Origin of the sequence: Hyphomicrobium zavarzinii ATCC 27496 (genome assembly GCF_000383415.1) — a bacterium.
Taxonomy (GTDB): domain Bacteria; phylum Pseudomonadota; class Alphaproteobacteria; order Rhizobiales; family Hyphomicrobiaceae; genus Hyphomicrobium_C; species Hyphomicrobium_C zavarzinii.
Window position 1 is genome coordinate 152,188 of the sequence record NZ_KB911257.1, and the last position, 23,958, is coordinate 176,145.

Here is a 23,958-nt window from a genome sequence, read left to right on the forward strand (position 1 = left end):
CTGAATGACTGGAAGTCTACCATATGACAGCCGGAAACGGCGCAAAAAAGCGCGTTTCCCGGGCCTTCTCCCATACCTAAAACGATCAGAGAATCAATATGTTGCTGGCCTGCGTCGGCAAGGCCGGAACGGGGAGCGTGCAGGTCAGGCGGATTGCACCACCGTGCCCTGCTCGACGCGCCAGAACTGAGCCCTTCCCGAGAGGCTGGAAAAGGCCTGATGATCCGTACCCGTCATCCATGCCTGGGTGCCGAGGCGCAGCAATTCGTCGAACAGCGCCGCGCGGCGGTCGACGTCGAGGTGAGCCGTCACCTCGTCGAGCAAGAGCATCGGCGTCATGCCGTCGCGGCGGGCGGCGACGAGCTCGGCGTGCGCCAGGAGCAGGCCCATCAGCAGCGCCTTCTGCTCGCCAGTGGAGCAGAGCTTGGCCGCCATGGCCTTCGGGCCGTGCGAGACGGCGAGGTCGCTCCTGTGCGGACCATCAAGGGCGCGGCCCGCGCCGCGGTCCCGCTCGCGCACGTCGCGCAGCAGGCGGGCATATCCGTCCTCCACATCCACAGCCGCGCGCGATGCAAGATCCCGGTCCACGGCTCCTTCTAGGCCGACGACGCTCCAGGGAAACGGCGAGCCCGGATCTCGCTCGCGGCGGGCGTCGATCACTGACGAGAGCGCCGCCACCGCCTCGGCGCGAGCGGCGGCGATGGCAATGCCCATCTCCGCCATCATGATTTCGAGGCCGTCGAGCTGAGCGCCGCGCGTAACGCCATCCGAGAGCAAACGGTTGCGTTGGGCCATGGCCCGCTCGAAGCGGCCAGCCCGCGTGCGATGGCTCGGATCGAAGCAGAGGATGAGGCGATCGAGGAAACGGCGGCGCTCCGAGGCCGCTCCGGTGAACAGCCCATCGGTCGCGGGTGTGATCCAGACCATCTCCACATAGTCGGCGAGCGCGCCGGAGCCGGTTTTCGTCTCGCCGTCGATACGAACGAGGCGTCCGCCCGCTCGTTCGCTCTGTCCTTCGGAAGCAATCTGGCCGGTTCCGATCGTCACCGGGCCGAAGGCCGTGTGCACGCGCGCCGAGACGGACCAGCCGCCCTCACCGCCCGCGCGTCCGAGATCGGAAAACGGCGCCTGACGGAGACCCTGGCCGGGCGCCAGCAGCGAGACGGCCTCGAGCACATTGGTCTTGCCGGAACCGTTGGGCCCCGTCAGCACCAGGGGCGTCGCGGCCAATTCCAGATTGAGCGACGCGTAGTTGCGAAAGCCAGTGAGCGCGAGCCGCTCGACCCAAAGACGGGGAGTGACTTGCGTGGCGTTCGGCGTGTCCTGTTCCGTGGCCGAGGCCAAGCGTTCTGTCTCTTTGCGTTGTGCCCCGCGGTGTTCTCTCCCGCTCACCTCGTTGCATTGGAGAGCATTGCGAAACCTCGAGGCGTGTCTGGATCCCGATCTCCGCCGGGATGACGTATTTCTCGACGGCCAACTCCAAGGGAGCGGCTGGAGCGGCGTTATGGCGCCGCTTCCTGCTCGCTTCGATGTGCCCCGTGCCGCTCGCCGCCTGTCGATCCGGCGCTCAGACGCGCATGGGCATCAGAACATAGAGCGCGGTCTGATCCTCGCCGCCGCGGATCATGGTGGGCGAGCCAGGATCGGCGAGCAGGAAGCGCGCCTCCTCGCCTTCGAGCTGTCCCGCGATGTCGAGAAGATACTTGGCGTTGAAGCCGATCTCGAGCGGCGCTGCCGTATAGGTGACCGCGATCTCTTCAGTCGCGCTGCCGCCTTCGGGATTGTTGACCGAGAGCACGAGCTTGCCTTGCGAAAGGTTGAGCTTCACGGCGCGGCCGCGCTCGCTCGCGATGGTGGAGACGCGATCCACCGCGCTGATGAAATCGGCGTTCTCGACGCGCAGCTCCTTGTCGTTCCCCTGCGGGATAACGCGGCCGTAGTCGGGGAAGGTGCCGTCGATCAGCTTCGAGGTGAGCGTGACGGAGCCGATCTCGAAGCGCACCTTGGACGCGGAGACAGCGACGTTCACGGTGTCGGCGCTCTCTTCGATGAGGCGGCCGAGCTCGTGCACCGTCTTGCGCGGAATGATCACGCCCGGCATACCCTCCGCGCCCTTGGGACGCGGCAGCTCGGCCTGGGCGAGGCGATGGCCGTCGGTGGCGACGGCGCGCAGCATGGGCGTCTTTCCAGACTCGGCGATGTGGAAGAAGATGCCGTTCAGGTAGTAGCGGGTCTCCTCGGTGGAGATCGCAAAGCGCGTCTTGTCGATCAGGCGCTTCAGATCCTTGGCCGCAACCTCGAACGAATGACCGAGGTCGCCGGCATTGAGATCCGGAAAATCCTCAGGTCCGAGCGTCTGCAGCGCGAAACGGGCAGAGCCCGCGGCCAGCGTCAAACGCTCCTTCTCGGCATCGCGGCGGATGTCCACCTGGCTGCCTTCGGGGAGCTTGCGGACGATGTCGTGCAGGATGTGAGCGGGCACGGTGACGGCGCCGGGCGCGCCGACTTCGGCACGCACTTCCTCGATCACCTCGCGCTCGAGATCGGTAGCCTTGAGCTCGAGCGCCTGGCCGGAGGCCTTGAGGAGAACGTTGGAGAGAATGGGAATCGTCGTGCGGCGCTCGACGACGCTCGTCACATGCCCGAGCGCCCTCAGAAGTTCACCGCGTTCGATCACAAGCCGCATCGGTTGCCTCGACAGTTGCGAGTCCTGCCCTCGCCGGGGCCAGATCGCAGGTGGGACCAAAGGTGAGCCATCGTTCCTCCGACGGCCAGAGGGATGAAAGACTCAGCTTCGTCATGGATGAAAGAAAATGGCGTGCGACGCACAACTTGCCCCGATCATGGCCGCAATTTCAAGGGGTCGCCCCCTATTTCTTAGGGTGGTTTCGCACCCGTTGGCGCGATTTTCGAGCATGGCGGAGAAAAAACTTCGGGAGCAGCATCCGAAGACGCCGCTCCCGCCCCGCTTAGACGTGGTGCCGATCTCCCTCGTAACACCACATCCGTTGCTCAAATCCCTAATCTTCCCAGCACACTACAATCAGTGGCTGAGGAGTTTCTTAAGCTCGTCGATCTCGTCGCGGAGACCCGCATCGCCAGCGATCACGCCCTCGATCTTGCGGATCGCGTGGAGCACCGTCGTGTGATCGCGGTTGCCGAAGCGGCGGCCGATCTCGGGCAGAGAGCGGTGGGTCAACTGCTTGGCGAGATACATGCCGATCTGGCGCGGCCAGACTACGGAGCGATGACGACGCTGCGAGAGCAGATCACCCTTCGAGACGCCGAAGTGGCGCGAGATGATGCGAAGGATGTCCTCGATCTTGATGCGGCGCGGCTCGACGCCCTGGAACAGGTCGCGCACGACCGTCTCGGCGATGTCGAGCGTGATCGGAGCGCGCATGTGCTGCCAGGTGAGGTAGAGGCGGTTGACCGCGCCTTCCAGCTCGCGGCCGCTTTCCGTAAGACGACTGGCCAGGATCTCGATGACCTCGCGCGACAGCTCGAAAGCCGGATCGATGGCGCGCTTCTCAGCCAGACGCTGCTCGAGAACACGCATGCGGAGCTCGTAATCGAATCCACCGATCTCAGCCACGAGGCCGCGCTGGAGACGCGAGCGCATGCGCTCGTTCAGCCGCTCGATCTGTGCCGGATGACGGGCAGAGGCCACGACAACCTGACGGCCGCCATCGAGCAGAGCGTTGATGATGTGGTCGAACTCCTGCTCGGTCTTCTCGCCCTGCATGAACTCGAGATCATCGATCAGGAGCATGTTGATCGAGCGGAACTTCTCCTTGAAGGAGAGCGGATCCTGGGCGCGGAGCGCTTCGACGAACTGGTAGCGGAAACGCTCGGCGGTGAGATAGAGCACCTGCGCGTTCTGGGCGCGACGCTTCACCTCCCAGGCGATGGCCTGGAGAAGATGCGTCTTGCCGAGGCCGACCGACGAATAGAGATAGAGAGGATTGAAGGCCGGGCTGTCGGTCAGAACGGTCTCGGCAACCTGAACGGCACCGGCATGGGCCATGCGGTTCGACGTGCCGACGACGAAATTGTCGAAGGTGTGGTGGGGATCGAGCGGCGAGCCCTCGAAGCCGTCGATGCTGGTGCGACCCGCGACCGGACGGACGACCGGCATACGGACCGGCTCGAACGAACCGAGTGCACGCGGCTCGGCCACGGCCTCACGCGGCGCGGCGGCGACAGGCTCTGCCTGGGGAAGCGTGTTGCGCGCGGGATTGCTGCCCGGCTGGCGAACCGAGACTTCCACGTGCTCGGCCGTCTTGAACTCGGCCTTACAGCAGGTGAGCAACTCGTCCAGATAATGAGACTGGATCCACTTGCGGAGGAATTTGACGGGTACGGAGACCTTCACGGTCTTGCCGTCGAACTCGTCGAACTCGAGCGCGTTGAACCAGCTCGTGTAGATGTCGTCACCGAGGCGGGCGCGAAGCGTTGCGCGCACCTTGGCACCCTTACCCTCCGTACCAGTGCCTTCGACGGGCTTCTGGTCGCTGACGGCGAGCGAACCCGAAGGTCCCCGCACTGTCCGCTCGGGTGCCGAAAAAGATAGCTCCGCTTTGGAAATCGCTTGCATTTTGTACCCCGCACTTATGTTGCATCCGCCTTCCGCAAGGCAGAACTTCCACGGCGCCGCTCATTCGCCCAAACGGGCGACGCCATTCCTTCCAGACGCCTCTATCCTTGCCGCCAAGGCAGCCCGGCCGCTTTCCAACCGGAGACGTGCCCTCGTCTGTGGTCGGTATCGAGGGGTCCCTCGAAACCTTCCGCCACGTTGCGGCAGCGCGTATAGCCAGCGCCTGCCATTGCCGCTGCAGCCGATCGGCTGCGTGCCCCCGACCGGCATATGAAGAACACCTCTGTGTCCTTCGAAACGCCGGCCCCATCGAGTAGTCCGCTCAACTTTTCGACGAACCCCGGATCAATCCGGTTATCGGGAAAGGTCTGCCACTCGACAGTCACCACACGCTTGTTCAGCGTGCTGAGATCGGGAAGACCGACAAACGCCCATTCCGCTCGTGTCCGCACATCGACCAGAACAGCCTCGGCGTTATCCTTAAGATGCTCCCAAGTTTCCGCAGCGGGCACATCCTCGATTTTGCCGGTGTCGCTCAAACCCTTACCCTCGACCGCACGTCTGGCCAGCAAGAACTATTGTCCCCAACTGGCACAGTTAATGTAAACACACCCCAGTATTGCTTCAGTAAAAGAACGCCCGCATCCCGCAAAACTAGCGGGATACTCGTACTCCACTGAAATACTGAAGAATTCAGGATGACGCTACGCAACCAAACCCTGAGTCGTGGGCGGAACATTACTGGACATATCAGCCCTAGAAGTTCCGTCGCGCTGACAAGGACTCTTTTAACGGGTTGGTAACCTCTTAGCAAGCGTAGGGGCGGGTGGAGAACCGGGGTGCGAATGGCTGAACGGGCGGTGGGTGCAACGTGGAAAACTTGAGTCCTTTCCACAGGTGCAGTGGGGAAACTCGTTGAGCTGAAAGCCAATTCGACAGAGGGCGAGCGGAGCCCGAAACGAAATGCGGCGCTCGTATGTCGAGCGCCGCGGGTCTGCTTTTTTGTTTGGAGGGTAGGCGGAGGATGGGTTGCCTGAAGATCCAGGATGGCCTGTCTGCGCGGCCGTCGCCCAAAATTTCCGCCACTTAGAGGCTTTGGACGGGGAGCGCCGATTCCGCCTCCCGGCCTTCCCTGTTGCGAACACGACACACTTTGTTTGCTGATAAATATTCGCGCGAAAGAGTCGTGGGAAGATTCAGGGATCAGGCCATCGCCTTGATGCGCTGCGCGAGGCGAGAAACCTTACGGCTAGCGGTCTTGGGGTGGAAAATGCCCTTCTGCGCGGTGCGTGCGAGAGCCGGCTCGGCAGACTTTAGAGCAGCGGCGGCGGCATCCTTGTTGCCGGACGCGATCGCTTCCTCGACCTTGCGGACTTCCGTCTTCACCGCCGAACGGCGGTTCTTGTTGACCTCAGTCCGGCGCACCATCTGCCGAGCTGCCTTCTTTGCCGACTTCGTATTGGCCATAAACGCTATCCTTCTCTTCGGAGGCTCCCCGCTCTGGGGCCACACTCCATGGCTCTGGTCCCACGACCGAGTTTCGGCCCGGGCGCTGCCCGCGGTTCTAGCGCGGGCTCAAATGCATTCGCCGCCCGAAACACGCGTTCCGAGCGGATGAGTGGCAGGTCTATAGCTGTGCTGGCCGTCTGCGGTCAACGCATTTGGCCATTTTCAGGGGGATCTGCGGCGTTCAGGGGGGTTACTTTCGCTTAACCCTATCCCCGGCGGCTCAATCGCCCTTCCACTTTATCGAGCAGCCCATGGACGGGATCTGGTGGGCCGGGCCACGGCCGGTTTCGGCCACCCCCTTCATGGCCTCGAACAGCTCGCGGCGGGCGTCCGGCGGCGCGGCGTCCTTGCGGCTCGAATCCAGGCGGCCGCGGTACTGAAGCTCGAGGTCGCGGTTGAAGCCGAAGAAATCCGGCGTGCAGACCGCCCCATAGGCGCGGGCAACCTCTTGGCTTTCATCGAAAAGATAAGGGAACGGAAAGCGGAGCGCCTCCGCCACCTCCTTCATGCGCGGAAAGCTGTCCTCGGGATAAGTGGCGACGTCGTTCGACGATATGGCCACGCTCGCGATGCCGAGCCTGGCGAGGTCTGCGGCGTCCCGCACGATCCGGTCCAGGATGGCCTGAACATAGGGACAATGGTTGCAGATGAACATGACCAGCGTGCCGTTCGGCCCGCGCAGCTCCTCCAGCGTGTAGGTCTTGCCGTCGGTCGCCGGCAGGCGGAAGGCGGGCGCCTTCCAGCCGAAATCGCAGACAGGGGTCGATTCCGCCATTTTCAGATCTCCGGGATTTTGCCACATCGCGTGATCAGAAAGTGCCCGAGGGCAGCGCGATCACGGGGGCGAGACAGCTTCATGGCAGAAGCTTAGACTCCCGTCCCTCACGTGGCGAGGGGCCGAGAGGGCATGGATCAGAAGCGCGACATCAGTCCGGCGAAGCGCCCGCGCGGCGGGGGACGCCCTCACGTCTCGCTGCGCAGACGGGTCTTCGAGATCATCGAGGTGGGCCACGGCGACAGCCGCGCCAGCCGGATCTTCGATGGCGCGATCGTCGCGCTCATCCTGCTCAACATCGCAGCCTTCGTTGCGGAGACCGTGCCGTCGCTCTCGGATGCCTACGATCCCTTCTTCAACTTTTTCGAGATCCTGTCGGTCGCGATCTTCAGCCTCGAATACGGGTTGCGTCTCTGGACGGCAGTCGAAGTGCCGTTTCTCAAGCGGCTGCCACCCTGGAAGGCGCGCCTCAAGCTCGCGCTGCGCCCGGCGCTGCTGATCGATCTCGCCGCGATCCTCCCGTTCTTTCTCGGAACGCTGCTCAACGTCGACCTGCGCGTACTGCGGGCGCTGCGCCTTCTGCGTTTCTTCAAGCTGTCGCGCTATTCGCCCGCCCTGCACACGTTGCTGCGCGTGATCGCCAACGAGCAGCGCGCGCTGATCGGCGCCGGGCTACTGCTCATGACGGTGGTGCTGTTCGCGTCCACCGGCATCTACTACATCGAAGGCGCAGCCCAGCCCGACAAGTTCGGCAGCGTGCCGGATTCGGCGTGGTGGGCGATCGCCACCCTCACGACGGTCGGCTATGGCGACGTGGCGCCCGTGACGCCACTCGGGCGGCTGTTCGGCTCGGTGGTGATGGTGACGGGGCTCTGCATTCTCGCGCTGCCGGTTGCGATCATCTCGGCGGGTTTCGCGCAGGAGCTCGGACGTCGCGACTTCGTCGTCACCTGGTCCTTGATGTCGCGCATTCCACTGCTGGCCGAGCTCGACGCGGGGGCGGTCGAGAAGGTGATGCCGCTGCTTCACGCCCACAACCTGCCGCCCAACGTGGAGGTTTTGGGCGAGGGGACTGCGGGGCAGGCCATGTTTTTCATCGCCTCGGGCCAGGTGGTGCTCCGGACGCCCGAGGGCGAGCGTGTCTACTCGAAGGGCGACTTCTTCGGCGTCGTGGCGATGCTGGAGCAGGAGTTCTCGCAAGGCTCGTTCGTGACGCGCTCCAAGTGCCGGCTTCTCAAGCTTCACAGCGAGGATTTTCACCGGCTGGAGGTGGTGAGCCCGGAGATCGGCGACTATCTGCGGCGCAAGGCGCAGCTGCGGCGGGAAGGCGCGACCTAAATCCGCCGTGCGGATTAGACGTCGAGGCGCGTGAAGTGCAGACCTTCGCCAGCAAACACCCGCGCACGTGCGCTCGCCTCTTCCGGATCGCCCGTCGTCAGCAGCACGAGTCCCGGAGATGCACCCTCCTCGCCCTTGTAGCGCGGATGGCGGGACAAATAGTCCTCGAGACTGTCGGCGACGATGTCGGGCTGGGAGAGAATGCGCGTCGCTGCCGGCAGATGGCGCCGGAACAGATGCTCGACAAGCGGAAAATGGGTGCACCCCAGAATGACGCGATGGGGGGCTTCGCCACCGGCCTGCTCCATCGCGCCCGCGATACCGTCTTCGACCAAGCGCTCGAGCTCAACCTCGTTGGCGCCCTGCTCGATCGCGCCAGCCAGCTCGGAGCACACCTGCTGGATGACGGTCACCTTCGGGCAGCGCTTCCTGATCTCCTCGGCGTAGACGTTGGAGGCGATGGTGCGCGTGGTGCCGAAGACGGCGATACGATCGGTGAGAAACTTCTGCGGATACTGGGGCGTGGTGACGGCCCAGGGCGTCTGGGTCGCGGCTTCCACCGTGGGGGCGACGATGCCGACGACGTTGTGGCCTTCGGCTTTCCAATGCGTGGCCGGCAGCCAGGTGGTCTGCAGACGGCGGGCCGCGACGGCGGTTGCCGTATTGCATCCGAGCAGGACGAGCTTGCAGCCGCGCCGGAACAGCGTCTCGACGGCGGCGCGCGTCAGCTCGATGATTTCCTCGGACGCGCGGTTGCCGTAGGGCACGTGCGCGTGGTCGGCCAGATAGACGAAGGACAGCTCGGGAAAGCGCTGGTTCAGCGCGCGCAGAACGGTCAGGCCGCCAAGCCCGGAATCGAAGACACCAATCATGGGGCCCCTTGTTTGCGCGGAAGCGCCTTTCGGGTCAACCGATTTGGCGTCCGCTCCGGAACCTGGCGCGCGACGTCAGAATGCCGAGACTACTCGGCGGCCTCGGACGGCGGACGCCCGGCAGCGCTGGCCTCCTGGTCGGCGGCCTTGAGAGCATCGAGGGTCGGCATGGCGACCGTATTGTAGCCGCAGTCGACGAAGTGCACTTCGCCCGTGACGGCGCCCGACAGGGGCGACAGCAGGTAAAGCGCGGCGCCGCCGATCTCGTCGAGCGTGGGCGTGCGGCGGAGAGGGGCGTGGTCGCGCTGATAGTTGAAGATCACGCGCGCGTCCGAGACACCGGCGCCGGCGAGCGTGCGCATGACGCCTGCCGAGAGCGCGTTGACGCGGATGCCCTGGGTGCCGAAGTCAGCCGCGAGATAGCGGACGCTGGCCTCGAGCGCGGCCTTGGCCACACCCATGACGTTGTAGGAGGGCACCCAACGCGTGGCGCCGCCGTAGCTCAAGGTGAGCAGAGATCCGCCGTTCGGCATGAGGGCCGCCGCGCGCTTAGCGATCTCGGTGAACGAGAAGCACGAGATGACCATCGTGTTCGTGAAGTTGTCGCGGGTGGTATCGGCATAACGGCCAGCCAGCTCGCGGCGATCGGAGAAGGCGAGGGCGTGGACCACGAAGTCGATCGTGCCCCACTTCTTCTTGATCTCGTCGAAGGCGGCATCGACACTGGCCAGATCTGACACATCGCAGGGAACGATGATCTCGGAGTTCACCGACTGAGCGAGCGGAATGGCACGGCGGCCGAACGCATCACCCTGATAGGTGAAGGCGAGCTTGGCTCCCTGGCCAGCCAGCACCCGCGCGATGCCCCAGGCGATCGAGCGGTCATTCGCAACACCCATGACGAGGCCGCGCTTGCCAGCCAGCAGCGGTCCAGGTTTGGCAACATCAAAATCGGCCATCGACGTCCTCGCACTCACACCAAATTTGCGGCCGATCTCAAACCAGCCGCGTCCCTTATTATAAACTCTCATGCCCAGGGCCGTCCTTAGGGGGCGAGATTGCCCCTTATGGCGCGAACCCTTGCAAGAATTCAGCCATCGTAGCGGTTAAAGATCAAAGTCGCATTTGTTCCGCCGAAACCGAAGCTATTCGACATGACACAGTTAAGCTCAGTGTTGTCGATGCGACTCCTAACAATCGGCATATCCTCAAACGCGGGATCCAGCTCCTCAATATTAGCGCTTTCACAGATGAAGCCATTGTTCATCATGAGCAGCGAGAAGATGGACTCTTGTACACCGATGGCGCCAAGAGAATGTCCCGTAAGTGACTTCGTTGCGGAAATCTTCGGGATGGTCTGGCCAGCGAAGACCTCGCGGATGGCCTCGATTTCCTTCTGATCGCCGACAGGCGTCGCCGTCGCATGCGGATTGATGTAATCGACCGCGTGCTTCAGGCCCTTGCCGTCCAGCCCCTTCATGGCGAGACGCATGCAGCGGGCCGCGCCTTCTCCGGAGGGCGCCACCATGTCGTGGCCATCCGAGGTCGCGCCGTAGCCCACCACCTCACCGTAGATCTTGGCGCCGCGAGCCTTGGCGCGCTCCAGCTCCTCGAGAACGAGGACGCCTGCGCCGCCCGCGATCACGAAGCCATCGCGATTCTTGTCATAGGCGCGGCTCGCCGTTGCGGGCGTGTCGTTGTAACGGGACGACATCGCGCCCATGGCGTCGAAGAGGACGGAGAGCGTCCAGTCCAGCTCCTCGCATCCTCCGGCGAAAATGACGTCCTGCTTGCCCCACTGAATCAGCTCCGCCGCATTGCCGATGCAATGAGCAGACGTGGCGCAGGCCGAGGAGATCGAATAGTTGACACCCTTGATCTGGAAGCTGGTGGCAAGCGCGGCGGACGGGCCCGAGCACATGGCTTTCGGAACCTCGAACGGCCCCACCTTCTTGGGATCTTTCTGGCGGGTGGTGTCCGCGGCCCAGACGATGGCACGGGTGGACGGGCCGCCAGAGCCCATGATGATGCCGGTACGCTCGTTCACGACCTCGCCGGGCTCGAGGCCCGAGTCGCGGATCGCCTGATCCATAGCAATGTAGTTCCAGCCCACGCCGGCTTCCATGAAGCGTTTCGGCTTGCGCGGAACCTGAGATTCCCAATCGAGCTTGGGCTCCCCGTGCACCTGGCACCGGAATCCGAGCTCGGCATACTTATCCGCCCGAACGATGCCCGATTTGCCTTCTCTCAGCGAGGCGAGCACCTCTTGAGTCGTGTTCCCGATCGAGGACACGATGCCCATGCCGGTGACGACCACTCGTCTCATCGACAAAACCCCTTCCTCGCCGCCCCAATGCAAGCCCCCGCCATCCAGCTCAAGGGCTCATCCGGCGGCCGGTGCTTCACCCGCCTCGAACAGGCCGACGCGCAGGTCGGTCGCTGTGTAAATGACTTGACCATCAGCCTTAAGGGTCCCGTCCGCAATCGCCAGCTTCAGGCGCCGCAGAATGACCCGCTTCAGATCCACTACGTACTCGACCTTCTTGACCGAAGGGAGAACCATGCCGGTGAACTTCACCTCGCCCACGCCGAGCGCCCGGCCACGTCCCGGGGCGCCCAGCCAGCCGAGGAAAAAGCCGGTCAGCTGCCAGAGGGCGTCCAGCCCGAGGCAACCCGGCATCACCGGATCCCCCATGAAGTGGCACTTGAAGAACCAATCCAGCCGCTCGTTGCCCTCGACGGCAAGCTCCGCAACCACTTGGCCTTTATCATGGGCCCCCTGGCTGTCGGAGATATGGGCGATGCGGTCGAACATCAACATGGGTGGCAGAGGCAATTGTGCATTGCCCGGCCCGAACAACTCGCCGCGCCCGCACGCCAGCAAATCCTCGAAGTCATAGCTTGAACGGCGCTCGGCCATCGATCCGCTTCGTCCCTCTGTGACAAACATTTGACGTGCACAACTCCAGCAACGCCAGTCTTTGGCGGAAACGCCTCTGCGCCCGCTTTAAGCCGCGTTGTCCTAGCACATCCGACTGACGTTCAAACGGTAATCAGAGGCACCGTCAAGGGAGCGCATGGAAAAGGTGACGTATTGTCCAGAGGTGCGCGTGAGGCGGGTCAGACGCGCTGGACGCATCCCCTCCCGGATTTGCGCGAAAAATCCCCCCTAAAACAGGGTGTTGGGGCCCGGTTGCAGTCCCTTCGCACTGCTTCTATACTGACGTGGTTTGCAAAATCTGGCCTCGGGCGTGGCCATGCCTCCACTAGCGGGGCTGGTTGCTGATCTATTGAGTCGACCCGTTCATGAACGAAGACGTCTCAGACGACCTGACTAACGCGATGAGCGAAGACGGCACGGCCGAAGCCGGCTTGCCGCCCGTGCACTCGGCGATCGCCGAACGGCTGCGCAAAGCGGGCCTGCGTCCGACGCGCCAACGCGTGGCGCTCGGCGCGCTTCTGTTCGCAGGCGAGGATCGCCACGTGTCCGCCGAGATTCTGCATGCAGAGGCGCTGACCAGCGGCGAGCAGGTCTCGCTCGCGACCGTCTACAACACGCTGCATCAGTTCACGGGCGCCGGCCTTCTGCGCGAGCTCGCGATCGACGGCGGCAAGGCCTACTTCGACACCAACACCTCGAACCATAATCACTTCTTCATCGAGGAGCAGGGCAAGCTGATGGACATCCCGGGCGATTCGATCCGGGTGGACGGCCTGCCTGAGCCGCCGGCCGGCATGCGCGTGAGCCACATCGACGTGGTCGTCAGGCTGGTTCCCAAGACCTGATACGGGCGAAAAACACGCAACCGAGAAGGCGCATGCGGTCCCCCGCGATGCGCCTTTGTTATTTCACAACCTCGTTCTCGTAGACGCCCCAGAGCTGCTTCTGGAGCATGTATCCCCGGAACTGGTCGATGGTGACGCGGCACCAGCGGCCGTCGCAAGAATGGACATTGGCGATCACGCCCGCTTCGACGTTGACGACGGGGCGGGAGCTTTCGCTGTCGCTGTACCTCACCGCGATCTGCGGGGCAGGCTTGCCGGCTTTCACATCCCAAGGCGTGACCAGGGCCGTGCGCCGGCCCGACAACAGGGATTGGACGACCCAGCCGGTCGCACCCTCGGCGTCCCGCACCTGGCGCCAGCCCTCGAACTCGCTCACCACCTCGACAGGCAGCCCGGCCCGGCGGAACACCCAGGAGGTCGGATAGTCCGTGCCCGGCCCCGCACGCAGATTAACGCGATCCGCCTTGAGGCTCACGAAACGGGGGAGGGGCAATCCGCTTTCGGAGGAACGGGCCGGGGCAACCGCCGCAGGCCCCTGGGGGGCGGCCGCGCCACCGGCCATCGCGGCCCCTCCCGAGGCCGCAAACACCGCAAATACCGCGCAAAACGTGCGGCCTCCGCATCTCATTCGCATCTCCCGCTCCCGCACATGGGCCGCGCGTCGTGGCCTCTACATCCATCCAGCGACTGGCATCCAGCGCCTGGTCTGCCCGTGACGCCTTCGGCAGATCCTCCCCGGGCCTCGACCCCGACCAGGAGCGCCCTGCCGGGCCTCAGACAATCCATCACTTTGTCACGGGCATGACCTTCTGTTAGACACTCCCTGATCTTAGAGCAGGTTCACGTCGTCTCGACCCGAATGCCGCGCGAGCATGCTCCAAATCACACTAGAGACTGATTTACGTTCTCGGCGCGAGCAAGATTGCTCGCTTCTCGCGCGATCAGGCTCTAAGTCACTGTTAAAGGGTCTGCGTTCAGGATCCGGGCGCGCGGCAACGCGGGCCTCACCTGAATCGAACAGGCTGACTTTCGTAGTGTCGCATTTTCTACGACGAACCGATCCACTTCGTCGGAAAGTGCTCTAGGCCGCCGGTGGAAGACAAATGCCCAATCCTCAGAAGAAGCCAGTCGTCATCGTCACGCGCAAGCTGCCCGATGTGGTCGAGACGCGGATGCGCGAGCTGTTCGACGCCCGTCTCAATGCAGACGACAAGCCCATGACGCAGGCGCAACTGGCGGAGGCCGCGAAGGTTGCCGACGTGCTGGTGCCCACCGTCACCGATCGCATCGATCGCGCCGTCATCTCGCAGGCAGGGCCGCAGTTGCGCCTGATCGCAAACTTCGGCACCGGCGTCGACAACATCGACCTCGACACCGCGCGCAACCGGGCGATCACCGTCACCAACACGCCCGGCGTGCTGACCGAGGATACCGCCGACATGACGATGGCGCTGATCCTCGCCGTGCCGCGGCGGCTGCCGGAAGGCGCAGCCTACCTCAAGGATCCGAAGACCCGCTGGGCGGGCTGGTCGCCGACGTGGATGCTCGGCAACCGCATTTTCGGAAAGCGTCTCGGCATCGTCGGCATGGGCCGCATCGGACAGGCCGTGGCCCAGCGCGCGAAGGCGTTCGGCTTGCAGATCCACTATCACAACCGCAAGCGTGTCTCGCAGGCGATCGAGCAGGAGCTGGAGGCTACCTACTGGGAAAGCCTCGACCAGATGCTGAGCCGCATGGACATCGTCTCCATAAACTGCCCGCACACGCCTGCGACCTATCATCTGCTTTCGGCCCGGCGGCTCAAGCTGCTGAAGCCGACCGCCTACATCGTCAACACGGCGCGCGGCGAGGTGATCGACGAGAACGAGCTCGCGCGCATGATCGAAGCGGGCTCCATCGCGGGCGCGGGGCTCGACGTCTACGAGCACGAGCCTGCGATCAACCCCAAGCTGCTCGCCTCCGAGCGCGTGGTGGCGCTTCCGCACATGAGCTCTGCGACCATCGAAGGGCGCATCGACATGGGCGAGAAGGTGATCATCAACATCAAGGCGTTCCTCGACGGGCACGCCCCGCCGGACAAAGTTCATCCCGCGATGTTCTAAGCGAACGGCCTCTCAGGAGGCCGTTCTGCTTTCTGGCGGCAGTGACAGGCGCGGCTGGCCGTCACGCGAGAAAGTGCGCGGCGGTGGCGACGTAGAAGGCGACCGTCGCCAGATAGCCGGCGATGAGCCAGTTTCGGCCCGCATCCGAAATGGGCTCGATGGGACGCACCCGCTTCGAGGATGCGAGCAGCACCGGCGCGGTCAGTACCAGCAGCGCCGTCAACACGTACCATTCGAGATAGACGGACACGCCTATCCCCACCATCAGCGCCAGCATGTTGATGATCGTCTTGAATTCTGGATCGGAGCTCGACAGCGCGGAATCGAGCACATGGCCGCCATCGAGCGGCAAAACGGGCGCGAGATTGATGCCATTCAGGATCGCGCTCAGGAATGCGAGCTGGGCGAATACCTCGTCTCCGGTCAGATAGGCGCCCGCCGCGAACGCCGCAGTCGTCACGAGGCTGAAGCCCGGCCCCATGAGCGCTACGAACCCGCGCTCCGCCTCGTTGCGGTGGGGCTCCGCGGATACCGCGACGCCGCCGAAGAAGGGAATGAAGAAAACGCCTTTCACCGGGAGACCGACCCATCGCATGGCGAGGGCGTGGCCGGCCTCGTGAATGATCAGGAGCGCGAGCAGGAGGGCTGCGAATTTCCAGTCGAACAGATAGATGAAGCTCGCGTAGGTGAGAATGCCGGTGACAGCGGCGGCTCGGAGCTTGCTGCCGGATGTCACGAGGCCCGCCGTGCCGGCCTGGGCTTCGCAATAGTCGCGGAGGCGGCGCGCGTTGAACCTCGCGCCCAGCGGAATGAGCACGCGGCTGAGAAAACTGCCGTGTGTCAACTCGTGCACGGTCGTCATCAATGTCTTTCCGGCGCGCTCCACTAAGGTGCAGGCGACGAAGTGATCGCGGCCCGGAGCCACGCTCGGATCGCTCCCTTCCGGCAGGATCTCGATCAGGAGGCCTTCGAGCGGACGGCTTTCAACCTCGCGGTAGGCCATCGGGACCACGCGGTCTCCGAAGCTCGCCGTGCCTTCGTAGATGTTGGTCGTGCCGGGGCGCAGGGCTGTCGCGATCTCGATGCGGGGCGGGCCCTCGAATACGATTTTCCGGGCCGACGCGGCGCTCCAGACGATATCGATAGGCGCGTTGATCTCGACGGAGGTGGCATAGCGCTGGCGGCGGCGCCCGAACACGGCGTCGCGCGTGGCCCGTATGAGGCACAACAGGATCTGCGCAAGATCGGCGATTATCGTCATGAATCTGGCTCGCGGAAACCCAAGCTCGCAGGCACGCGTGGATCGCCCGCGTCCCTTGAAACACTGTCTCAAGGCATGACCCAGGACCTTCGCTCAATCAGTTTCGGCGGGAACACCTTCGGGCGAAATCCGATGCACGGAGAGATCGAAGATTGCGGGCTCGAGGCCCGTCAGCGGATTTTCGGGATCCCAACCGACGCGAACCGTCTCGAAGCGCGGCTCCTTGGCATCATAGAGCAGGATGCGGCCGGCCAAGCTATCGCCGACGCCGGTGATCTCCTTGATCACCTCCGTCGCCTGAAGCGTGCCGACGACGCCGACGACCGATCCGAGCACGCCCGCCTCCGAGCAGCTCGGCACGGTGCCTGGCGGAGGTGCCTCCGGGAACAGGCAGCGGTAGCTCGGATAGAGTGTGCCGTCCGCCGTCCGCGCGAACGGCTTCAGCGTCGTCAGATAACCGTCGAAGGGGCCGACTGCGGCGTGCACCAGCGTGCGGCCCGCGAAGAAGCACGCGTCCGACACGAGATAGCGGGTCGCGAAGTTGTCCGATCCATCGGCAACGATATCGAAGCGGGAGATGATATCGGCGGCATTGGCGGCATCGAGACGGACATCGAACGTCTCGACCGCCACATGGGGATTGAGATGCGCGATGGTCTCACGCGCGCTTTCGACCTTGTCCATGCCGATCGAGGCCGTCGTATGAATCACCTGACGCTGGAGATTGTCGAGTGAGACGGTGTCGTCGTCGATGATGCCGAGCGTTCCCACGCCTGCCGCGGCCAGATAGAGCAGGAGAGGGCTTCCGAGCCCGCCTGCGCCGACGACTAGCACGCGCGCAGCCTTGAGCTTGGCCTGCCCCTGTCCGCCAACGGCATGGAGAAGAAGGTGCCGCTTGTAGCGCTGGATTTCCTCTGGCGTGAGCGCCATGCCGTCTTTCTTTCTCGCCTGTGAAGCCGAAAGGTATTCTACACCATCGGGACGGCGAGACACCCCTTTGAACGCAATGGCCTTCGGACGCGAGCCTTCGGCGGCTAGGGCAATCAGCCCCCGGGGTCTGCGCCAGAAACCTTGGTCTGGGCGGCTTTGCCGGGCTCGGCCGGGCTGATGCTGGGCGTGGCCCATGGCCCCTGAACCTTGAAGGTTCCAGTGGGGTCGGCCGCGGTCGCGGCGGCCGGCTTCTTTGCGACCGAGATCAGGAGATCGAGCGCACTCTTGTCGACATCGATGGTTCCGGTGACGCTGACGGCGCGGCCTTCGGCGACCGCCTTCACGGAGTCGGCGGTCAGAACCCCATTGAGCGCGGTGAAATGGGCCGAGAACTGGTTTACCACCGTCGTTCCTGCGCCTGCAGGCCCCCATCCGCCAGATGCCGAGGTGGCGGAGGCGGCACGAGGAAGACCGTCGAGATCGATGCCGACGCGTCCGCCCTCTCCGATCTCTAGAGAAAGCGTGCCCGCGAGTGATTGAAGAATGGCAGCCTGGCTTGCACCGTGGGCGTTGAGATCGACGATAATGTCGCCCGACCCGTCGAGTGCCGCCGGGCCGAGACGGGCATTGGAAATCGTTTCGAGATCGATGTCGTCGAGATCCGCGCGAAGGGTGTAGAGCGGATCGTCTCCGGTCATATCGACCGTGAACTGGCCCTCACCGGTTCCACCCTGCTCCAACTCCAGCTCCGCGATCTCGCCATAGAGCTTGCCGCCCTTCACCGAGAGGCTCGCCGCGCACCGCCCGAGGCGATCGGAGCCGCTCATGACGTTGCCGGCTGAGATGCGGATGTCGGCGTCGATCTCCTTCAACAACGAGGGAGACGCGAGGCCCGGAATCTTGAGGCTCCCAAGCCAATCGGAGACGAGAGCCAGCGCATATGGCCGGGAGGGCGCAACATAGGGCGCAATATCAAAGGTGGGGAAGGCGAGGGTGCCTTCGATCGATGGGCGCTCCGGCCTGAAAGCGGCTACGAGGGCACCTGTCGCGGCGTTACCGTCGAGCGAGAACTGGGCGTTTTCGAAAGAGACCGCGCGATCGTCCAGCTTGAGCTGCCCCTTGGCGGAGAACGGACCTAGTCCAGGGCCGGTGGCCGGCCAGGAGATGCCGAGCCATCGGCCGGCGCCGCGGAGATCCGAGAACGAAAGCTCGGCGTTCTGCGCCGTGATCTGGCCCCGATCGCCCGGCGCGGCGCGGCCGTTGAACGAGGCCGCAATATACTTACCCTTGAGTTTCGCGCGGACGGTGATCGCGGCGTCGGGCTTGCTCGGCGGGGCGGTGAAGGCGAGATCGATCTCGATCGGCTCTCCGCGATAGTCGAAACGGCCGTTGACGTTCACGAGGCCGTGGCGGTCCGTGGAGATTTCGGTGTTCACCCGCGAAAGTGTCTCGGTGGTGCCTTGCACCGTCTTGATCACGATCGAAGCGTCAATCAACGCAAGGCTGCGGAATTTGAAGCTCGACAGCGCGGAGACGATCGATCCCAGGACCTCGGGTGCCACGGCGCCAGCCGCGGCAGGAGCATCTGCCGGTTGAGCGGATGCGGCTGTTCTATCGATCACCAGCTTGGCGCCATCCAGCACGATGTCCGCGCCGCCGCCTTGCACGAGCGTGCGCAAAACCGCTGCGACCCTGGTCTCTCCGGCCGCGGGTCCCACGAGCGCGACAGTCCCCTCTTCGAGCGTAATGGACGGAGAGGCTGACAGCGAGATCGGTGTGGTGATCTTGACGGTTTCGCCGGATGCAGCGCGGACGATGGTGCCCGGTATCGGCTCGCCACGACGTGCGCCGACAAGGACGGGCACGACGAGCGCTGCACCAATCGCGGCGAGCAACACGACGGTAACGAATAGCGGGCGACGCTTGTCAGCTTTGCCGGTCATAAGGCCGCTGTCCCGCACAGGAGTTCTACAGATCGAGAGATGATCGGAGCCCGCCGACCAAGTCTCGAGCCGATCGGGCATCTCTACTTACCTGAAGGCGACACGCGTGCGCAATACATCATGAGAGCCTAAATCGGCGCCATATGTGCAGAAAAATTCATATCTTCAGATGCATAGCCCCTTACTCCCAAAAAACTAGATATTCAGACTAGTGAACATTTTCAGAACACGACGGACGCCACATTTTCGCGACGTGTCAATCACGCAAAATTCTACAGGCTCCACGCGTTTCCACGCATGACTTCAATCAACGTTTGAATCACTAAAACCGCGGTTTCTGTGTGGGCGAGCGTCATGTGCCTGACGCTCCTTGACGAACACAATCTCGCCTCGAACATGACGATGCGGCTTTCCGGCGGACCAGTTCGCACGGTTCGTACACGGCCCCTTGGCGCAATGTCCGAAGGCCGCCCGCCGGGCGTCTCCGTCGCGCCAGGGCAGGTCGTGCGCGTGCGCTGCTGTGGTGATGCCCACGATCAAGGCGGCCAGCGCCACAATTCTCATCAAAGTTCGCATAACTCACCTTCTCCGTTTGTGCTGCCGTTGATTTTCATGTCTGGGTGGGCCACGCGTCGCCGTGCACCATGCGGATGGTGACCATCCGGCTCGAGCGCGTGAATTCGATGGTGGCCATGACGGGCGGCTGGCGCGACCGCTCGATCCAAAAGCGATCGACGTGGCGGTCCGGCCAGTCACGCTCGTCGTTGATCGCGGAGGCGAACGTGGCCTGGAATGCCGCCTTCACGTCCCGGTGCTGCGCGTCGCCTTCGAGCTGGGCGGTGAGCGAGCACACGTAGCCGTTGCGCGGCGCGCGAAACTCCGACTGGATGAGCGCGATGGCGCCGAGGCCCGACGAGAACGTCCAGCCGCCGACAAGCTTGGTGAAGTCATTCCGGTGGCGAGACAGTTCGCCATCAGCGACGGAGCGGCCACGGAACTGCTCGGCCCATTTCTGCAAATGACCGGGCGCGGCGCCATGAGCGAAGCATCCGTCCTTGGCGAACTGCATCAGCAGCGAGACCGGGCTGTTCTCGGCGATCTCGTGCTTGTCCAGCCCCGTCTGCCAAAGCATTGGCGCATGAGCCTGCGACGGCGCGTGGCGCGGCATGGCAGAAACACTGCCTTCGATCCCGGCAACGGCCGCCACCACGGCGATGCCTGCTCCCAACAATCCGATCATGCACGTTTCCCTTCTCGAGCCTCGCGCCGGGGGACCGTGGCGCGCACGGCCCTCCGGTCTCGCCTCTCAATCGATCTTGAAACGGATCTGCTCTGTCTCATGGCCGGGCATGGTGAGGTTCACGACGACGGTCGTGCCCTTTCCGGCATCGAAGCCACCGGTGCCTTTGAGGCCGTTCTCGCCGGATGGCGCGAGGGTGACGACCTCGGTCTTTCCGCCCGCCAATACAGTGGCGGACGCCTTGGCGCCGCTGACGTCCTCGACCTTGCCGTCCTCGTGCCTGACGAAAAGCTCGAGGGTGTTGCCCTTTGCTACGAGCTCCAAGTGGTGATGTCCGTTGTGGACGAGGATGCCGCCATGCTTGGCCTCGTGGTCGTGGGCAACTTCGTCCGCCAAGGCGAGAGACGATCCGAGTGCGAGGACCGCAAGGCCAAGGAAAAGCTTCTTCATGATGGTGTGCTCCTTGTTTTGAAGACCGTGATCAAAAGGCTTCGGCGTGAACTGTCTGATCCTGCTCGTCGAGCAGCCGCTCGAGCGGCTTGCGCCCGAACATCAGGAACAGGACCGGGGTGAGGAAGGCGTCGAGGAGAGTGGCCGTGACGAGGCCGCCGAAAATGGTGATCGCCACGGGATGGAGGATTTCCTTTCCGGGCTCGTCCGCACCGATCATGAGGGGCACGAGCGCGATGCCTGCGGCGAGGGCGGTCATCAGCACGGGCGTCAACCGCTCCAGCGTTCCGCGCACGACCATCTCGCGGCCGAAGCGCTCGCCTTCGAACAGAACCAGATTGATGTAGTGGCTGATCTTCAGGATGCCGTTGCGCGTGGCGATGCCGGTCAGGGTGATGAACCCGATGGCGCTCGCAACCGAGAATGGCTGCCCCGCCAACCATAACGCCGCTACGCTTCCGATGAGTGCGAGCGGAACGTTGCCCATGATGATCAACGCGAGCGCCGTCGAGCGGTAGCGCGTGTAGAGCACGACGAAGATGAGGGCGAGCGAGACGAGCGACAGCAGCGCGATGAGGCGGGAGGCTTCCTCCTCCGCCTGGAATTGCCCTTCGAGATTGGTGAAGTAGCCTTGCGGAAGCGGCGCATCCGCCAGCTCCGCGCGGACAGCGGCCACGATGCGGGCCATGTCCGAGCCGTCAGTGTTGGCGAGAACCGCGATGCGGCGCCGGCCGTTCTCCCGCAGGATCTGGTTGGGGCCGTCGGTCTCGATGACTTCGGCAACGCTGGACAGCGGAATGCGGCCGGCCGGGCTCTCGATCAGCATATCGCCGAGCGCGCGGGTCTTGCGATCCTCATCGGAGAGCCGCAGCACGACATCAAAGCGTCTCTGGCGATCTATGATCTCGGAAACGACGCGCCCATTGGACAGCGTCTCCAAAGACTGCGTGATGGTGCTGGGATTGAGGCCGTAGCGCTTGGCCTTCTCGTAATCGATGCGGACCTGAAGCTCCGGAATGCGAACCTGCTTCTCGGTTTGCAAATCCACGATGCCCGGGATGCTGCGGAGGCGCGTTTCGAGGCCCGCGGCGAGACTTCTCAGGGTGTCGTAGTCGTCGCCATAGATCTTGAGCGCGATCTGCGCCCGCACACCCGACAGCATGTGGTCGAGGCGGTGCGCGATTGGCTGCCCGACGGTGATGGACGCCGGCAACACCGTGAGGCGTGCGCGGATGTCCGCGAGCACGGTTTCGCGGCTGCGATCGGATCGTTTGAGGTCGACGTCGAGCTCGCTCGTGTGGACGCCTTCGGCGTGCTCGTCGAGCTCAGCGCGTCCGGTCCTGCGGCCCACAGAGTGAACCTCCGGCACCTCCGCCACGATCTTCTCGGCGAGCCGCCCGATGCGATCGGATTCGGCGAGGCTGACGCCAGGCTGGAGCGTCACGCTGACAAGCACGGTTCCTTCGTTGAAAGACGGGAGGAACGCGCGCGGCAGATAGGCTGCGGCCACGAGCGCGGCCGCAACAGCAATGACCGGCATGCCGACGACAAAAGTGGGACGTTCGAAACACCACACAAGGCCGCGCCGCTGCCACCGCTTCAACACGCGAACGAGCCCGCTCTCGTGCTCCGACAAGTGCTTCATGCGCGGAAGAAGCCAATAGGCGAGGACAGGCGTCACCGTCATGGACACCAGAAGGCTCGCCAGGATCGAGACGATGAAGGCGATGCCGAGCGGCGCGAAGAGACGCCCCTCGATGCCCGACAACGCGAACAGCGGGATGAACACCAGCACGATGATCGCGGTGGCGTAGAGAATGCCTGTGCGGACCTCGATCGAGGCCGCGGCGACCACTTCCGCGATGGAGCGCCGGTCGCGTCCGCCCGCTGCACGGTGGAGACCGAGACGGCGGTAGATGTTCTCGACGTCCACAACGGCGTCGTCGACGAGTGCGCCGATGGCGATGGCCAGACCGCCGAGCGTCATGGTGTTGATGGAAAGCCCCATCGCCTGAAACACGATGACGCTGGTGAGCACCGAGAGCGGGATCGCGAGCAGCGAGATGAGCGTGGTCTGCCAATTGAGGAGGAACGCGAACAGCACGACGGCAACCACGACAAGGGCCTCGACCAGCACCTTCTTCACGTTGGCGATGGAAGATTCGATGAAGGTGGCCTGACGGAACTGGATATCGGTGACGCGCACACCTTCCGGCATCACGCGCTGCAACTCGGGCAGAACGCGCTCGATCTCCCGCGTGATCGTCACGGTATCGGCATTGGGCTGCTTCTGAATCGCGAGAATGACGGCAGGCTTCGCGTTGAACCCGGCATCTCCGCGTTTGGTCCGCGCGGCGAAATCCACGCTCGCGACCTGGCTCAAGGTCACGGCCTGCCCGGATCGATAGGTAACGACGAGATTGCGCAGATCCTCGATGCGGGTGGAGCGGCCAATGTTGCGAATGAGGTACTCGCGCGTCTTCTGATCGACGAAGCCTCCGCCGGTGTTGGCGCCGAACGACTTGATGGCGTCCTCGATGGCATCGAAACCGATGTCGAGTCCGGCCATGCGCCGGGGATCGGGAATGATGCGGTACTGGCGCACCTGCCCGCCGATTGGGATGACCTGGGACACTCCCGACACGGTGAGAAGCTGCGGGCGCAGCGTAAAATCGGCAAGCTCGCGCAGCGTCATGGGATCGGCCGTCTCGCTCGACATGGCGATCAGCATGATCTCGCCCATCACGGAGGAGATCGGCCCCATCTGCGCGCCTATGCCCGGCGGAAGCTGCTCGCGAACGAGTTGCAACCGCTCCGCAACCTGCTGGCGGGCGCGATAGATCTCGGTGGACCAATCGAACTCGACGTAGACGATGGAGAGGCCGACGCCGGAGACAGAGCGGACGCGGGTGACGCCCGGCATACCGTTCATGGCAGTCTCGATGGGGAAGGTCACTAGTTGCTCGACCTCTTCCGGGGCGAGGCCTTCCGCTTCCGCCATGAGCGTGACGGTCGGCCTGTTGAGATCCGGAAACACGTCCACCGGCAGACGCGACAGCGTGACGAGGCCATAGATGCTCATCGCAACGGCGGCGACGAGGACGAGAATGCGGTTAGCGAGGCTTCCGCGAACGATTGCGTTGAACATTCACGCC

General features: G+C 63.9%; 20 protein-coding genes. 3 read left to right on the forward strand and 17 right to left on the reverse strand.

Going from position 1 to position 23,958, the window contains the following annotated elements:
• Positions 1-144 precede the first annotated feature (144 nt).
• The 6 genes from recF to F812_RS0108630 all read right to left on the reverse strand — a co-directional run bounded on the left by recF (position 145) and on the right by F812_RS0108630 (position 6,881).
• Entirely contained in the window at positions 145-1,344 is a 1,200-nt protein-coding gene (gene recF / locus F812_RS0108605; RefSeq protein WP_020085564.1) for a DNA replication/repair protein RecF, read from the reverse strand.
• A gap of 223 nt (positions 1,345-1,567) precedes the next feature.
• On the reverse strand, positions 1,568-2,686 hold the full coding sequence (dnaN, locus tag F812_RS0108610; protein ID WP_020085565.1) for a DNA polymerase III subunit beta: 1,119 nt from the start codon (positions 2,684-2,686) through the stop codon (positions 1,568-1,570).
• A 357-nt stretch (positions 2,687-3,043) separates the two neighbouring features.
• Entirely contained in the window at positions 3,044-4,597 is a 1,554-nt protein-coding gene (dnaA, locus tag F812_RS0108615; RefSeq protein WP_020085566.1) for a chromosomal replication initiator protein DnaA, read from the reverse strand.
• A 101-nt stretch (positions 4,598-4,698) separates the two neighbouring features.
• Positions 4,699-5,169 (reverse strand): rhodanese-like domain-containing protein, encoded by a 471-nt coding sequence (locus F812_RS0108620; protein WP_245257655.1) that lies wholly within the window; start codon positions 5,167-5,169, stop codon positions 4,699-4,701.
• Between the two features lie 631 nt (positions 5,170-5,800).
• Complete coding sequence (gene rpsT / locus F812_RS0108625; protein WP_020085568.1) at positions 5,801-6,064, reverse strand: 30S ribosomal protein S20; 264 nt, start codon at positions 6,062-6,064, stop codon at positions 5,801-5,803.
• 262 nt (positions 6,065-6,326) lie between these two features.
• Positions 6,327-6,881, reverse strand: coding sequence for a thioredoxin family protein (locus F812_RS0108630; protein WP_020085569.1), 555 nt, complete (start codon positions 6,879-6,881; stop codon positions 6,327-6,329).
• 132 nt (positions 6,882-7,013) lie between these two features.
• Between F812_RS0108630 and F812_RS23215 the strand changes: the two genes are divergently transcribed.
• Entirely contained in the window at positions 7,014-8,219 is a 1,206-nt protein-coding gene (locus F812_RS23215; protein ID WP_020085570.1) for a cyclic nucleotide-gated ion channel, read from the forward strand.
• 14 nt (positions 8,220-8,233) lie between these two features.
• On the opposite strand, the gene F812_RS0108640 is transcribed toward F812_RS23215, so the two are convergent.
• The 4 genes from F812_RS0108640 to fabA form a co-directional block, all read right to left on the reverse strand.
• Positions 8,234-9,091 carry a glutamate racemase gene (locus tag F812_RS0108640; RefSeq protein ID WP_020085571.1) on the reverse strand — a complete coding sequence of 286 codons (858 nt, stop codon included), beginning with the start codon at positions 9,089-9,091 and terminating at the stop codon, positions 8,234-8,236.
• 89 nt (positions 9,092-9,180) lie between these two features.
• Positions 9,181-10,050, reverse strand: coding sequence for an enoyl-ACP reductase FabI (fabI, locus tag F812_RS0108645; protein ID WP_020085572.1), 870 nt, complete (start codon positions 10,048-10,050; stop codon positions 9,181-9,183).
• A gap of 131 nt (positions 10,051-10,181) precedes the next feature.
• Positions 10,182-11,417 carry a beta-ketoacyl-ACP synthase I gene (gene fabB, locus F812_RS0108650; RefSeq protein ID WP_026867961.1) on the reverse strand — a complete coding sequence of 412 codons (1,236 nt, stop codon included), beginning with the start codon at positions 11,415-11,417 and terminating at the stop codon, positions 10,182-10,184.
• 57 nt (positions 11,418-11,474) lie between these two features.
• Positions 11,475-12,011, reverse strand: a complete 537-nt coding sequence (gene fabA / locus F812_RS0108655; protein WP_020085574.1) for a 3-hydroxyacyl-[acyl-carrier-protein] dehydratase FabA — start codon at positions 12,009-12,011, stop codon at positions 11,475-11,477.
• Between the two features lie 422 nt (positions 12,012-12,433).
• Between fabA and irrA the strand changes: the two genes are divergently transcribed.
• Positions 12,434-12,877, forward strand: a complete 444-nt coding sequence (irrA, locus tag F812_RS0108660; RefSeq protein ID WP_020085575.1) for an iron response transcriptional regulator IrrA — start codon at positions 12,434-12,436, stop codon at positions 12,875-12,877.
• A gap of 58 nt (positions 12,878-12,935) precedes the next feature.
• On the opposite strand, the gene F812_RS23220 is transcribed toward irrA, so the two are convergent.
• A complete protein-coding gene (locus tag F812_RS23220) occupies positions 12,936-13,439 on the reverse strand; it encodes an SH3 domain-containing protein (protein ID WP_245257656.1) in 504 nt (167 codons plus the stop codon).
• A 541-nt stretch (positions 13,440-13,980) separates the two neighbouring features.
• On the opposite strand from F812_RS23220, the gene F812_RS0108670 reads away from it, so the two are divergent.
• Positions 13,981-14,979, forward strand: coding sequence for a 2-hydroxyacid dehydrogenase (locus F812_RS0108670; protein ID WP_020085577.1), 999 nt, complete (start codon positions 13,981-13,983; stop codon positions 14,977-14,979).
• 61 nt (positions 14,980-15,040) lie between these two features.
• On the opposite strand, the gene F812_RS25385 is transcribed toward F812_RS0108670, so the two are convergent.
• From F812_RS25385 to F812_RS0108700, 6 genes are all read right to left on the reverse strand, one after another.
• Positions 15,041-16,240, reverse strand: coding sequence for a metalloprotease (locus F812_RS25385; RefSeq protein WP_020085578.1), 1,200 nt, complete (start codon positions 16,238-16,240; stop codon positions 15,041-15,043).
• 93 nt (positions 16,241-16,333) lie between these two features.
• Positions 16,334-17,170, reverse strand: coding sequence for a HesA/MoeB/ThiF family protein (locus tag F812_RS0108680; RefSeq protein WP_020085579.1), 837 nt, complete (start codon positions 17,168-17,170; stop codon positions 16,334-16,336).
• A gap of 113 nt (positions 17,171-17,283) precedes the next feature.
• Entirely contained in the window at positions 17,284-19,113 is a 1,830-nt protein-coding gene (locus tag F812_RS0108685) for an AsmA family protein (RefSeq protein ID WP_020085580.1), read from the reverse strand.
• Positions 19,114-19,723: 610 nt separating this feature from the next.
• Positions 19,724-20,353 carry a hypothetical protein gene (locus F812_RS0108690; RefSeq protein ID WP_020085581.1) on the reverse strand — a complete coding sequence of 210 codons (630 nt, stop codon included), beginning with the start codon at positions 20,351-20,353 and terminating at the stop codon, positions 19,724-19,726.
• A 66-nt stretch (positions 20,354-20,419) separates the two neighbouring features.
• Positions 20,420-20,803, reverse strand: coding sequence for a hypothetical protein (locus F812_RS25390; RefSeq protein WP_020085582.1), 384 nt, complete (start codon positions 20,801-20,803; stop codon positions 20,420-20,422).
• 31 nt (positions 20,804-20,834) lie between these two features.
• Complete coding sequence (locus F812_RS0108700) at positions 20,835-23,951, reverse strand: efflux RND transporter permease subunit (RefSeq protein ID WP_020085583.1); 3,117 nt, start codon at positions 23,949-23,951, stop codon at positions 20,835-20,837.
• Positions 23,952-23,958 lie beyond the last annotated feature (7 nt).